This is a genomic window from Hallella absiana (assembly GCF_025457485.1).
GTDB classification, from domain to species: domain Bacteria; phylum Bacteroidota; class Bacteroidia; order Bacteroidales; family Bacteroidaceae; genus Prevotella; species Prevotella absiana.
The window spans coordinates 155,637-168,332 of record NZ_JAMXSP010000003.1 but is presented as its reverse complement, the minus strand read 5'-3'; the positions used below and the strand labels follow the sequence as shown (position 1 = coordinate 168,332).

The window sequence follows — 12,696 nt, the reverse complement described above, 5'->3', positions numbered from 1 at the left end:
CCGTCATCGGTGTCGGCCTCATCCTTTGGACCAACACCAAGAAAGGCAAGAAGTGGTTGCAGGATCTATAATTCCCTTTGCAACCACTATCACTCTTTACATCTCATATTACTCCCATGAAAACTACTCCTTATCTATTATTGCTGATCGGCTTGCTGAACCTCTTGACATTCTCCTCCTGCAGCGACGACGACAAGGGCATCAGCGCTGACACCAACATCCCCATCACCGGCTACTGGCAGATTGCTGGTACGAGCATTGAAAACGGTGCTGACATCAACGGCGACGGTGCTGTTGAGGGCATCGTCGTGCACGATGACGGCACCGTCTCGGAATGGCAGTATACCCAGACCTCGGAAGCCCCCTTTAACTTAGGCTACAAGACCGGCACGTGGACGATAGACAACAACCACTACGTGATGCTGCTCAGCAAGGGCAACGGCAAACACTACACCGTCACGGTGGCGGGCAACAACAACGAGAAGATGTACCTTGCCTTCAATGGCAAGACTTCGGTTGTTCCCCTTTACCGTATCCAGCATCTCCCCGGCGACGGCGACAGCATGATGGAGATGATGGCGCAGATGAAGTTCTCAGGCATACAGATGAGCGACCTCGCCGGTTACTGGGAACTCACAAGCAACGACTACCCCAATGGTGTCGGCAATGGCATCTACATCGACGAGCAAGGCAATGTGTCAAACGTCACGCAGATATATGGTGCATTCAATTACAACAAAATCGACTATCACTCCGGCAAGGTAAGCACCCCCGACGGGCACCTCGTCTTCCCCTATAGTGGCACAGACTATTATCTCTATGCCATCAGCAAAGACATTCTCTTAGCCACTGCCAACGGGCAGAAAGTGGAGAAGTTCGTACGCAAGGACGTCCCTAACGAGATAACGCGCATAGAAGAGGTTATCAGCAGCAAGGTTCCCGAACAACTCATCGGCACCTGGGAGACGACTCATTACAAAATACTCGCCGACGGGCAAACCATCATTGACGAAGACATTATTCCTTCCTCCTACTATTCAACATATAATAAGCTCTCCTTCAGCCGCAATCATACCGTCAACCAATATTCAACATATGATACAGACTACCACAACTCATATTACTTTACGGTCGAAGGAAATAATCTGCTAACAAGCTCTTCCCTCAATGGCTTGGTGTCGCCAGGCTCCGACTACTCCAAGAAGGAACAGATCGAGTTCATCTCCGACACAGAGATGACGCTCACCCATGACCAAGGAGGTTCACAGACAGCGATTTACACTTACCATAAGATTCAATAGACCCATGAAAAAGATATTCTTCTTACTGTTGGCACTTCTTCCCGTCGTGGCATCAGCACAAAACGACAATATGCGCGTCTCCATTACGCCACATGCTGGTATGACCTTTTCAAAGATGGACGGCGATGCCATCAATAGAGAAAAGACATGGAAAACAGGGTGGACGGCTGGTGCCGAAGTGGAGATTCCCCTGTCACGTTACTATTCTCTCACCACTGGCGTAGACTATAGTGCCATCGGCACGGGACTCAAAGACGAGCATGAGCAATACGCTACCGTAAAAAGCCACATCAACGCAGACTACGTATCAGTGCCTTTGCAGTTCAAGGCTTACTTCAGGGGTGTCAAAGGACTCGCCGCACACATCGGTGCCGAGATGGGCATCCAGACTTCGGTCAAGGTGCATGCCAAGATGACAAGCATACGCACCATGGACATTGGCGACGGTATGTCGTCGATCTTTCTTTGGGAGAATTACCAGACCAAGGAATCAGAGGATGTCAGCGGTCAGTTCCGCAGAATCATCTATGACATTCCCGTCGGCTTGAGCTATGAATGGCAGAACATTGTTCTTAACGCCACCTACCGTTTCGAAGTGCGCAAAGCTATCCATCACTATGCCTACGACACCAGCTGGGTACCCATGCAGGATGCCTTGACAGCCCGCAACCACGCCATCCTCATCACGCTCGGCTACCGCTTCAAGCTATAAATCACCATTTTACATAACACCAATAACAAATTTTTCTATGCTTAAAAAACTAATTCTATCGACACTTCTCGTGTCAGCTTCCAGTGGTCTGATGGCTCAGACTCAGGTGACGATCCATGCCAACCAAGGCCAGCAGAAGATCTACAAGGAGCTCTACGGACAGTTTGCCGAGCACCTCGGCACATGTATCTACGGTGGTCTGTGGGTAGGTCCCGACTCCCACATCCCCAACACCGACGGCTACCGCACCGACGTATTCAACGCGCTCAAGGAGCTCCGCGTGCCCGTCTTGCGCTGGCCCGGCGGCTGCTTTGCCGACGAATATCACTGGATGGACGGCATCGGACCTCGCAGCAAACGCCCTAAGATGCAAAACAACAACTGGGGCGGTACCATTGAGGACAACTCTTTCGGTACCAACGAGTTCATGAATCTCTGCGAGAAACTCGGCGCTGAACCGTATATCAGCGGCAATGTGGGATCCGGAACCGTTGAGGAACTCTCCAAATGGGTGGAGTATATGACCGGCGACGGCGACACGCCGATGGCGAACCTGCGCCGTAAGAACGGACGCGAGAAACCCTGGCATCTGAAATATCTCGGTGTGGGCAACGAGAGCTGGGGATGCGGCGGCAACATGCGGCCGGAGTACTATGCCGACCTCTACCGCCGCTACAACACCTACTGCCGTGACCAGCACAACAACCATCTCTTCCGCATCGCCTCAGGTGCCAGTGACTATGACTACGACTGGACAAAGACGCTCATGGACCGCGTGGGCAACCGTATGAACGGACTCTCGCTCCACTACTACACTGTCAAGGACTGGAGCAACAATAAAGGCTCAGCAACAGCGTTCACCAACGACGAGTACTACACCACACTCGCCAAGTGCCTGCAAATCGAGGACGTCATCAAACGCCATAGCGACATCATGGACAAGAAAGACCCACAGAAGAAGATCGGGCTGATGGTCGACGAGTGGGGTACTTGGTGGGACGAGGAGCCGGGTACGATCCGCGGACATCTCTATCAGCAAAACACGATGCGCGACGCCATGGTAGCCGCTCTGACGCTCAACATCTTCCAGCGCCACACCGACCGCATACGCATGGCCAACATCGCGCAGGTGGTCAACGTGCTGCAAAGCATGATCCTCACCGACACCATCGGACAAGGCCACATGGTGCTCACGCCGACTTACTATGTCTTCAAGATGTACCGCGACTTCCAGGAGGCCACCTACCTGCCTGCATCTTTCACCTGCGACACGCTCACCGCCAAGCCGCTGATGTACAAGATGACGCCGGGCCGCGTCCCAAGTCTTTCTGTTTCCGCAGCCAAGAAGCAGGATGGCAGCCTCGTCGTCTCACTCGTCAACCCGCGTCTCGACAAGACTGAGCCGGTGGAACTCGCTCTCGACGGCTTCTCGGGCAAGCAGGTCTCGGGTACGATCCTCACCGCCAAGAAGGTCACCGACTACAACGGCTTCAAACATCCCGACGTGGTGAAGACGACAGCCTTCTCCGGTGCTAAAGTCAAAGGCGACAAGCTCAAGGCCACGCTCCCCCCGATGTCGATCGTAGTGCTGAACGTCAAATAGTCTATTCCCAACTACAAAGTAACGTACATCTTTGTTAGTGAACGCTCCGCCACGGCGGAATCAAGAATATAACCGAATATCGAGAATATCACGTTCTTCCTATTCGGTTATATTCTTTTTGATGGTGACTTACTTGGTCTAAGGAACTTTGTCATGGGGTTAGAAAGGCTTTCTAATATCCTCAAAGTACCTTTCTGATAGTGTCAGAGAGCCTTTCTGTCTTTAATAATAATATGTCTTTTCTGTCTTTTTGTCTTGGATATTCTGTCTCTCTGTCTTCATTCAAAGTAGAAAGTGAGGGCGATGACCTTGCTTCTTGCTTTGTTCACGCTGAGTGCATAGGGGCGCATCGCCTCGTCCTGCAAGCGGTCAGCATGGTCTTTGTCGAGGCTGTTGGTGAGGCTGTACATGAACTTTAGTTCCGGTCGCACCTTGAAGAAAGGCATGTAGAAATCACAGCCGAAGCCAGCTTCCAGATACATGTCGTAGCGTTTGAGTTTGATGTAGCTGTTGTCCGTGCCCGTGAGGTTGATGGCCGGTGTCAGTCCCAGCATGGCGTAAGGCCGGTGGTTGCCCATACGCGGTGCGGCTGCGATGAGGTCAAACGAACAGGTGAAGTAGATCGTCTTTAAGTCTTGCGAGCGGTGGAGCATCGAGTCGGGAGCCTGAGTATCCATGTTGTGAAACTCGATATGGCGCGATCCAAAAAGGATGGCGGGAGCCACACGGAACTGGAAGTTCTCGGTCAGACGTGCTTCGCCGAGCACGCCTACCTGAAATCCGTTGTCCCATCGGCTTTGGTCACACGTGATGGTATAGGTCTGTTGCGATCCGTTGTTGGCGATGATGGTCTGCGGTCCTATGTTGTTGAACTCGATATCCTGCAAGTGAGTGCCAACGAGCAGGCCGAAGTGGAAGGGACGCAAATCGATATACGGGCGGTTCTGCACCGTCTGTTCCTGTCCCCAAGCGGCACCGGCGACGGTGAGCATCAGGAAGATAACAAAGACAATCTTCTTCATACTCATCATAACGCAGGAGAAGGTGAAATATTGTTGATGAGAGCTTGATGATCGGTTGCTGACAGTCTGAACTTATGCTGATGTAGGCTTGCCATGATACTTATTAATGAGTAGTGAAGACAAGGGAGGAAAATCCTTTGTTTAAAATAATAAAAAACCGGTCGTCATTTATAGGTATTCCAAAGAAAATAATTATCTTTGCAACAACGAAACAATAACATTTAATCATTTAAAATACAAGAACATTATGGCTTACGTTATTAACGATGACTGCGTTGCATGTGGAACATGTATCGATGAGTGCCCGGTAGGCGCTATCTCTGCTGGTGACAAGTATTCTATCAACCCCGATGAGTGCACAGAGTGCGGTACTTGCGCTTCTGTATGCCCCAACGAGGCTATTCACCTCGGTGAGTAATTAGTTCCGGCTCGCAGCCGTTGCATACAAATGGCAAGGCCTCTTCCGAAGACTCGGAAGAGGCCTTGCTGCGTATGTGGGGGGGGGGAGGGCCGTGGCACAGCCACGGCAAATCGAACGGCTTACGCACACTTGAAAGAGGAGCGGGCTCCGCTTGCCAGTCGGGGGCGGAGCACTATGCGATCTTCCACCCGAAGAGGTAGCGGTCACGCTCGTCGTTGGGCTTGCTGATGACCTTCGGACCGCGCAGAAACACGGTGGCGCGGCGCAAGGTGTGCTTCTTATGATCGAAGAACAGGGCCGGATCGATGCGGTGGCCACGATAGAGCATCTCGAAATGAAGGTGGTCGCCGGTGGCGTGCCCGGTGGCGCCGGTGAGTCCGATCACTTGTCCAGCCTTGACATGCTGGCCGGCGTGTACGAAGTTGACCGTCTGATGGCCATAGAGCGTCTCAATGCCGTAGGCGTGTTTCACCATGATGCAGTTGCCATAACCGGGAACTGGGCACGACTCCTCGACGATACCGTCAAAGGCTACATGGATACTGTCGTGTGGCGTGTGGTTTTTGATGTCTACGCCGGTATGATGATAGGTGGCTGTGGTGTCAGGTTTCTGGCGCAACTTATCGTATGGACTGGTGACGTAGCTGCCGACAAGAGGGTAGCACCAGTGTTTGGCGTTGAGAAATTCCAGATTGATCTTTGCTGGCCCTGCCGCTCCGAAGTACTTTGGCTTCACGGGATCGAGTGAGGCGATGAGTGAGGCCTGAAAGCGTTTGCGAGCCAAGGTGAAGGCCACTCGCTTAGAAGTTGTGGTGATCAGATACTTGTCTGTGAGCTTACAGCGCAGCACATCGTTGAGCGGGCGTTGGGCGTAGGTGTCAAAGACAAAAAAAGGATGGATGGGCGTACCGTTGAGCAGGAACATCACACCGACGGTATATCCAAACTTGCATTTGTCGGCATCGGCGATGACCTGTCCGGCTTTGACGCGGTCACCAACATGAATGGCGAGATGATGGATGTTGCGGTAGAAAGTCTCCAAACCGTTGTCGTGAGTGATGACAACAAACGAACCTGAGAGCGGGCTTGAGGCGGCGACCCTCACCCGTCCTGCAAAGATTGCCTTGACGTGCTTATCCTTTTGTGAGACGATCTGCAGCAGGTCCTCAGCGTTGACGCCCGACTGCGATCCTTTCAGCGGGTAGGCATATTCGCCGGGCTTGATGCAGTCGAGATGGATAGACAGCTCGTGCTTCTCTATGAGCTCTTTGTTGCGTCCGGCAAAGATGTTCTGGTAGTTGGCCAAAGGGTCGAACTTCATATTCGGTGCAAAGGCCATCAGGGTCGTGCACATAATAATAAGGAGTAAGGCTCCCTTTGAGATGTTTCTTTTCTTATCACTCACTTTGATGAGTCTCCTTTTCTCATGATGCCATTATATATTCTTCCCGACTGAGTGCCCAAGCGGCGTGCAGAGAAGAAGCGGTCGGTCTGGTCATAGGTGCAGATGTTCGACATGACAATGTTCTCCAGTCTTGCACCGGCATGGAGCAGTTGCAGACGGTTGCAGACTTGCAGGTCGAGATGCCATTTGTCGTATCTCTTCGACATGAAGCGGATGAAGGGAAAGGCATTGGCAAACTGTTCGTACACCTCGTCACCGACTTCAAAATTCTTTAGCGAGATGCCCGGACCAATCATTATCTTCACTTTGCCCGGTTGTGTACCATATTGTTTCGCCATTGCCTCCAGGGCTTTTGTGGCAATGCCGGCCAGCGTGCCGCGCCATCCTGCATGTACGGCAGCAATGGCCTTGTGCTCCGTGTCGTAGTAGAGTAGGGGGATACAGTCGGCAGTCGACACGCCGACACACACCTTCGGCATTTCTGTCATCACAGCATCGACGCCTTCCAGGTATTCTTTCCTCTTTTCATTTGACAGATTGAAATGTTCCGGCGTGATGGCCCGGCATACCGTCTGATGGGTCTGGTGAGGGAGGATGAGATGATCAGTGGTGATCTCCAGTGCGTCGCATAATGTTTTCAGATTGGCACTTACATCCTTAGGATCATCACCGCAGTAGGGATTGATGTTCAGCTCGGCATAGTTGCCTTTACTCACGCCACCGTGTCGTGTGGTAGAGAAGGCAACGATGTCGTCACCGAAATTATATTGTTCTAATTCTGGTTCCATGTTTTCTTTCGCCTTTACTCCTTGTCCTCGTCAGGATCAAACGTCTCGTAGTCATCGAGTTCGTCTTCGTCGGCATCTTCCACTTCGTCCTCATCGACGAAGAGCACCTCGTCCTCACCTTCGTCGTGAAGTTCCGTGCTGAGTTTCTGCATGTCTTTGTCGCGGTGCACGAGGGTGTCCTCTGCCGTGATCTCCTGCAGTTTGTTGCTTTCGCTGTTGAGTTCCTCCCATAGCACGTCTTTCAGTTCGTCCAAGCCATAGCCTGTGACAGACGAGATGAAGACGACGGGCAGATCTGTAGGCAGCGTTTCCCGCAACATCTCAATGAGTTCCTCATCGAGCAGGTCGCTTTTGGTGACGGCGAGCACGCGGTGCTTGTCGAGCATCTCGGGATTGAACTTCTTCAGTTCGTTGAGCAGCACCTCATAGTCGTGTTTGATGTCGTCGGTGTCACCGGGCACCATGAACAGCAGCAGCGAGTTGCGCTCGATATGCCGGAGGAAGCGCAGTCCGAGTCCTTTGCCCTCGCTGGCTCCTTCGATGATACCCGGGATGTCGGCCATCACAAACGATTTGTTGTCGCGGTAGGAGACGATGCCGAGTGAAGGCTCCAACGTTGTGAAAGGATAGTTGGCGATCTTCGGACGGGCACTGGACAAGGAGGAGAGCAATGTAGACTTACCCGCGTTGGGAAATCCCACGAGGCCCACATCGGCCAAGAGCTTCAGCTCAAGGATGACCGTCATCTCCTGCATAGGTTCACCGGGCTGTGCGAAGCGTGGCGTTTGTCGTGTGGCTGTACGGAACTGCCAGTTGCCGAGTCCGCCTCGTCCTCCTTTGAGGAGCATGACTTCCTGACCATCGTAGGTGACGTCACAGACATATTTACCCGTCTCGGCGTTGTACACCACCGTACCGCAGGGCACATCGATGTAGATGTCCTTGCCGTCCGTGCCGTGGCATTTGTCGCGGCCGCCGTTGCCACCGTTCTCAGCGAAGACGTGGCGCTGGTATTTCAAGTGCAGCAAAGTCCAGTAGTTGTGGTTGCCGCGCAAGATGACGCTGCCGCCCTTGCCGCCGTCGCCACCGTCGGGACCGCCGTTGGGTTGGTATTTGACATGTCGCAGGTGCATGGAGCCACGTCCACCCTTGCCTGAACGACAGTATATCTTTACGTAGTCTACGAAGTTGGAATCCATACTTAATTGTTGAATGTTAAGCGTTGGGCGTTAAACGCCCAACACAGAACATATTGTTTGCTTTGTTTACAGGCTGTCGATCACCTTGCAGATGTCGGCGAAGATACGGTCGAGCTCACCGAGGCCATTGATATGGTGGTGGATGCCCTCTTTCTCATACCAGTCGATCAGCGGAGCTGTCTGGTTGTGGTAAACGTTGAGGCGCTTCTTGATGGTCTCCTCGTTGTCGTCGCTGCGTCCGCTCTGCTGGCCGCGGAGGATGAGTCGCTTCATGAGCTCGTCCTCAGGAACGTCGAGCTCGATCATGGCAGCCACCTTGTGACCACGCTCAGCGAGCATCTTCTTCAGTGCCTCGGCCTGCGGGATGGTGCGGGGGAAACCGTCGAAGATCACACCTTCGTGCTCTTTGCCGAAGCTGTCGTAGACGCTGGCCAGAATGTTGACCATCAGATCGTCGGGGATCAGCTGACCGTTGTCGATATATCCTTTCGCTGTCTTGCCCAGCTCAGTGCCGTTCTTGATCTCGTTGCGCAGCACGTCGCCGGTAGAGATATGTTTGAAACCATACTTAGCGATCATCTTGTCGCTCTGTGTGCCCTTGCCTGAACCAGGAGCACCGAAAATCACAATATTCTTCATCGGATTAATGTATAATGTATAATGTAAAAATTATAATGTATAAATAAATGTCCGGTTTCTTCCTTTGCAAAAGGCATCTTCCCTTTGCAAAAGGCGTCTTTATTCCACGACGGTGTAGATGTCACGGAGGTTGCGGCCCTGCTGGTCATAGTCCAGTCCATAGCCCACGATGAAGTCGTTGGGGATTTCCATGGCGGGGTACTCGATGTTGAGAGGCACCTGCAGCTTGCCGGGCTTGACGAGCAGCGTGCAGATATGCAGCGACTCCGGCTCGTAGCCTTCGAGCGTGGCGAGCATCTGCTTCATGGTGTTGCCCGTGTCGACGATGTCCTCGACGATGACGACGGTGCGGCCCTTGAGCTCCTGGTTGATGCCGATGAGCTCTTTCACCTTACCCACAGAAGTGGTGCCCTGGTAAGAAGCCAGCTTCACGAAAGAGATCTCGCAGGGGATGGTGAGGTAGCGCATCAGGTCTGCTGCAAAGATAAACGACCCATTGAGCACAGCGAGAAACAGCGGGTTCTTGCCCGCCATGTCTTTATTGAGCTTTTCGGCAACGGCTTTTACTTTGCATTGAATCTCTGACTCCGGTATAAATGTACGGAATGTTTTGTCCTTTATCTTCACAATGTCCATGGTGAAATGCGTTTTTGTTGACCTATTTAATAATGCAAAATTACGAAAAATGCACGAATAATGAGAACGCAGCGCCTTTTATTTAATCTATTTTGCAAAAATAAGCGATTGTCACGTTGTCGTTCTGCAATCTTTTTTTTATCTTTGCACCACATTGTTTTTTACGTATGAAGATATTTACAGCTGCTCAGATTCATGAGCTTGACAATTATACCATTGAGCACGAGCCTGTGAAGTCTATCGACTTAATGGAGCGAGCTGCCAAAGCTCTGACCCGTGCTATCATGGACGAATGGACCGACCGCACACCCGTGGTGGTCTTTGCCGGCCCCGGAAACAACGGCGGTGACGCTTTGGCCGTGGCGCGTATGCTGGCCGAAAGCCATTATCAGGTGAGCGTGTACCTGTTCAATATCCACAACAAACTGTCGGAGGACTGCGCTGCCAACAAGGAGCGTCTCGTCTACGCCAAGAAAGTCAGTCATTTCACGGAGATCACTTTAAACTTCGATCCGCCAGAGCTCACGCCCGAGACGCTTGTCGTCGACGGTCTTTTCGGCTCGGGTATCAACAAGCCACTCAGCGGAGGCTTTGCCTCGTTGGTGAAATATATCAACCAGAGTCCCGCCAAGGTGGTAAGCATTGACATGCCGTCGGGGCTGATGTGCGAGGACAACACCTACAATGTCCGGCAAAACATCGTTCGTGCCGACCTGACGCTGACCCTGCAACAGAAGAAGCTGAGCATGATGCTTACCGACTGCCAGCAGTATCTCGGCCGTCTGCGTGTGCTGGACATCCGGCTGAGTCCTGACTATATCCGCGACACGGAGGTCAGCTGCCGCATCCAGGAAGAGACGGATCTGATACCTTGTCTGCGCCATCGTGGTGACTTCGTGCACAAGGGTACGATGGGCCACGCCCTGATCATTGCCGGCAGCTATGGCATGTCGGGTGCCGCCATCCTCGCCACACGCGCTTGTCTGCGCTCGGGAGCCGGAAAGGTGACGGTGCACACGCCGAAGCGCAACTATGGCATCATGCAGGTGGCTGTGCCGGAAGCCGTATTGCAGATGGACCGTGAGGAGACCTATTTCTCCGACAGCGTGGAGAGCCAGGACTATGACGCCCTCGCCATCGGTCCGGGACTGGGACAGAGCGAGAACTCGGCCATCGCGCTGATCGGTCAGATACGCCGCACGCAATGTCCCATCGTGGTGGACGCTGACGGACTGAACATGCTGGCCAACCATCAGGCATGGATGCAGCAGTTGCCACCGGGCATCATCATGACGCCACATCCCAAGGAGTTTGACCGGTTGGTGGGCGTGACGAGTTCGAGTGATTACGAGCGTCTGACCAAGGCCCGGCAGTTGGCAGAGCATCTCCAAGGCTATATCCTGCTCAAGGACCACTACTCCGCACTCTGCAAACCCGACGGACATATCGTCTTTAACTCCACCGGCAACAGTGGCATGGCGACGGCAGGCAGCGGCGACGTGCTGACGGGTATCATCGCCGGACTTCTCGCGCGTGGCTATGACCAGGCGACGGCATGCCAGTTAGGAATGTATCTCCACGGTCTGGCCGGAGATCTGGCTGTGAGAGACCTCGGCAAGGAGAGTCTCATCGCAAGCGACATCATCAACTATCTGCCCAAAGCCTTTCTGCGGCTGGAAGACTGAATGAATGTGGGGAATTCAATGCTGGGCGTTGAATGGATTCAAAGAAGAAGGGATTCAATGCTGAAGGTTGAGAGAACAAAGAAGAATCATAAATGACGAAATATCAATGATGAACTATAAACGAATGCTTTTGGCAGGCAGTCTGCTGGTGGGTGCTTTTGCCATGCAGGCAAGTGCCCAGTCGGTGGAGGGTACTGACTATTACCTGCCGAAGACAATGCTGCGCTTCACGGTGAAAGTCGAGAAGACACAATACACGCCCGGACAGTTTGCAAAATATGCCATGCGCTATATCCGTCAGAATGTTTCGGAGGAAGCCTCTACTTCCTATCGTGTCATAGGCCTTGAGATGGATCCCGTTGCCGTACCCGATACCACAAAGCACTTTACGTTGCAGCTTGACAAAAAGCACAGCATCACCGACGTGACGCGGGCACCCAACGGACAACTCCTGGCTGTCAATACCGAGGCACAGCCTTTGCGCCCTGTCGTGCGCCGCTTCTCTCCGGCTGCCAGACCGAAGGCCGTCAACCCTGCTGATTTCATGACGGCGGACATCCTCAATGCCAGCAACACGGCTAAGATGGCGGAATTGACAGCGCAGGAGATCTACGACATCCGGGACAGTCGCAGCCAACTGGCCAAAGGCGAGGCAGACTATATGCCCAAGGATGGTGAGCAGCTAAAGACCATGCTGAGAAACCTTGATACGCAGGAGCAGAGTCTGACGACGCTGTTCACCGGTACGGTGGTGAAGGACACGGCGTGGACCACCATCGACTATCTTCCCGTCAAGGAGGGAGAAGAAGTGCTTTTCCGCTTCTCCAAGCGCTTGGGACTTGTCGATGCTGACGACTATGCGGGCGCACCTTATTATATAAGGGTAGCTGACGAGCACACTGTGGCACCTGCCGCATCTGTTGCTGAGGATGAGAAGAAAAAGAAGGAAGACAAGAACGATATTGGACTGCGCGTTAACCAGCCCAGTAAGATGAAGATCACCGTGGTCTGCGACCAGCAGCCTGTGGGAACCTTTGAGGCTGTGGCTCCGCAGTTTGGTACCGTGGAGTCGCTGAGCGGCGAGCTGTTTGGCAAGAAACAGTCCACGCGTCTGGTTCTCGATCCTTTAGGCGGTAGCGTCAAGAAGATCGAAGGACTGGAGAAATAGCCCATCAAGGCGACTTATGTGATTATCAGGTGGCGGTTAGGATCTGCTCTTGAAAACGCTTTATCTGTATAGACCTAAAATAACCGAATATCGAGAATATGATTCCGATATTCGGTT

12 protein-coding genes are annotated in these 12,696 nt (G+C 52.8%); 6 read left to right on the top strand and 6 right to left on the bottom strand.

The genetic code is table 11. The features are described from left to right. Positions 1-116: 116 nt before the first annotated feature. Genes NG346_RS02675 through NG346_RS02665 form a run of 3 tightly spaced genes read left to right on the top strand, consistent with a single transcriptional unit; the run spans position 117 to position 3,616 of the window. Positions 117-1,301, top strand: coding sequence for a hypothetical protein (locus tag NG346_RS02675; protein ID WP_262279358.1), 1,185 nt, complete (start codon positions 117-119; stop codon positions 1,299-1,301). A 4-nt stretch (positions 1,302-1,305) separates the two neighbouring features. Then, complete coding sequence (locus NG346_RS02670) at positions 1,306-2,013, top strand: porin family protein (protein WP_262279359.1); 708 nt, start codon at positions 1,306-1,308, stop codon at positions 2,011-2,013. 37 nt (positions 2,014-2,050) lie between these two features. After that, the gene (locus tag NG346_RS02665; RefSeq protein ID WP_283255645.1) at positions 2,051-3,616 is read left to right on the top strand and encodes an alpha-N-arabinofuranosidase; all 1,566 of its coding nucleotides are present in this window, start codon (positions 2,051-2,053) and stop codon (positions 3,614-3,616) included. Positions 3,617-3,894: 278 nt separating this feature from the next. Here the strand turns inward: NG346_RS02665 and porT are convergent, their stop codons facing one another. Continuing rightward, on the bottom strand, positions 3,895-4,638 hold the full coding sequence (gene porT, locus NG346_RS02660) for a type IX secretion/gliding motility protein PorT/SprT (RefSeq protein ID WP_262279360.1): 744 nt from the start codon (positions 4,636-4,638) through the stop codon (positions 3,895-3,897). A 247-nt stretch (positions 4,639-4,885) separates the two neighbouring features. Here porT and NG346_RS02655 point away from each other — a divergent pair, with 247 nt between their 5' ends. Then, positions 4,886-5,056, top strand: coding sequence for a DUF362 domain-containing protein (locus tag NG346_RS02655; protein ID WP_154532596.1), 171 nt, complete (start codon positions 4,886-4,888; stop codon positions 5,054-5,056). Positions 5,057-5,231: 175 nt separating this feature from the next. Here NG346_RS02655 and NG346_RS02650 read toward each other — a convergent pair whose 3' ends face one another. From NG346_RS02650 to hpt, 5 genes are all read right to left on the bottom strand, one after another. Continuing rightward, positions 5,232-6,413 carry a M23 family metallopeptidase gene (locus tag NG346_RS02650; protein ID WP_262279361.1) on the bottom strand — a complete coding sequence of 394 codons (1,182 nt, stop codon included), beginning with the start codon at positions 6,411-6,413 and terminating at the stop codon, positions 5,232-5,234. Positions 6,414-6,460: 47 nt separating this feature from the next. Continuing rightward, positions 6,461-7,252, bottom strand: coding sequence for a peptidoglycan editing factor PgeF (gene pgeF / locus NG346_RS02645; protein WP_262279362.1), 792 nt, complete (start codon positions 7,250-7,252; stop codon positions 6,461-6,463). Between the two features lie 14 nt (positions 7,253-7,266). After that, on the bottom strand, positions 7,267-8,451 hold the full coding sequence (obgE, locus tag NG346_RS02640; RefSeq protein ID WP_262279363.1) for a GTPase ObgE: 1,185 nt from the start codon (positions 8,449-8,451) through the stop codon (positions 7,267-7,269). A gap of 66 nt (positions 8,452-8,517) precedes the next feature. Continuing rightward, positions 8,518-9,090 carry an adenylate kinase gene (locus NG346_RS02635; RefSeq protein ID WP_262279364.1) on the bottom strand — a complete coding sequence of 191 codons (573 nt, stop codon included), beginning with the start codon at positions 9,088-9,090 and terminating at the stop codon, positions 8,518-8,520. 99 nt (positions 9,091-9,189) lie between these two features. Then, the gene (gene hpt / locus NG346_RS02630) at positions 9,190-9,726 is read right to left on the bottom strand and encodes a hypoxanthine phosphoribosyltransferase (RefSeq protein WP_262279365.1); all 537 of its coding nucleotides are present in this window, start codon (positions 9,724-9,726) and stop codon (positions 9,190-9,192) included. Between the two features lie 167 nt (positions 9,727-9,893). Between hpt and NG346_RS02625 the strand changes: the two genes are divergently transcribed. Beyond that, positions 9,894-11,411, top strand: coding sequence for an NAD(P)H-hydrate dehydratase (locus NG346_RS02625; RefSeq protein ID WP_262279366.1), 1,518 nt, complete (start codon positions 9,894-9,896; stop codon positions 11,409-11,411). A 106-nt stretch (positions 11,412-11,517) separates the two neighbouring features. After that, positions 11,518-12,579: a DUF4831 family protein gene (locus NG346_RS02620; protein WP_262279367.1), complete on the top strand. Its 1,062-nt coding sequence runs from the start codon at positions 11,518-11,520 to the stop codon at positions 12,577-12,579. Positions 12,580-12,696 lie beyond the last annotated feature (117 nt).

Coding starts and splice junctions, on each gene's coding strand:
- pgeF (WP_262279362.1), bottom strand. CDS start 7,252: ATGGAACCAGAATTAGAACAATATAATTTCGGTGACGACATCGTTGCC.
- NG346_RS02635 (WP_262279364.1), bottom strand. CDS start 9,090: ATGAAGAATATTGTGATTTTCGGTGCTCCTGGTTCAGGCAAGGGCACA.
- NG346_RS02655 (WP_154532596.1), top strand. CDS start 4,886: ATGGCTTACGTTATTAACGATGACTGCGTTGCATGTGGAACATGTATC.
- NG346_RS02625 (WP_262279366.1), top strand. CDS start 9,894: ATGAAGATATTTACAGCTGCTCAGATTCATGAGCTTGACAATTATACC.
- obgE (WP_262279363.1), bottom strand. CDS start 8,451: ATGGATTCCAACTTCGTAGACTACGTAAAGATATACTGTCGTTCAGGC.
- NG346_RS02650 (WP_262279361.1), bottom strand. CDS start 6,413: ATGTGCACGACCCTGATGGCCTTTGCACCGAATATGAAGTTCGACCCT.
- NG346_RS02670 (WP_262279359.1), top strand. CDS start 1,306: ATGAAAAAGATATTCTTCTTACTGTTGGCACTTCTTCCCGTCGTGGCA.
- NG346_RS02665 (WP_283255645.1), top strand. CDS start 2,051: ATGCTTAAAAAACTAATTCTATCGACACTTCTCGTGTCAGCTTCCAGT.
- NG346_RS02620 (WP_262279367.1), top strand. CDS start 11,518: ATGATGAACTATAAACGAATGCTTTTGGCAGGCAGTCTGCTGGTGGGT.
- NG346_RS02675 (WP_262279358.1), top strand. CDS start 117: ATGAAAACTACTCCTTATCTATTATTGCTGATCGGCTTGCTGAACCTC.
- hpt (WP_262279365.1), bottom strand. CDS start 9,726: ATGGACATTGTGAAGATAAAGGACAAAACATTCCGTACATTTATACCG.
- porT (WP_262279360.1), bottom strand. CDS start 4,638: ATGAAGAAGATTGTCTTTGTTATCTTCCTGATGCTCACCGTCGCCGGT.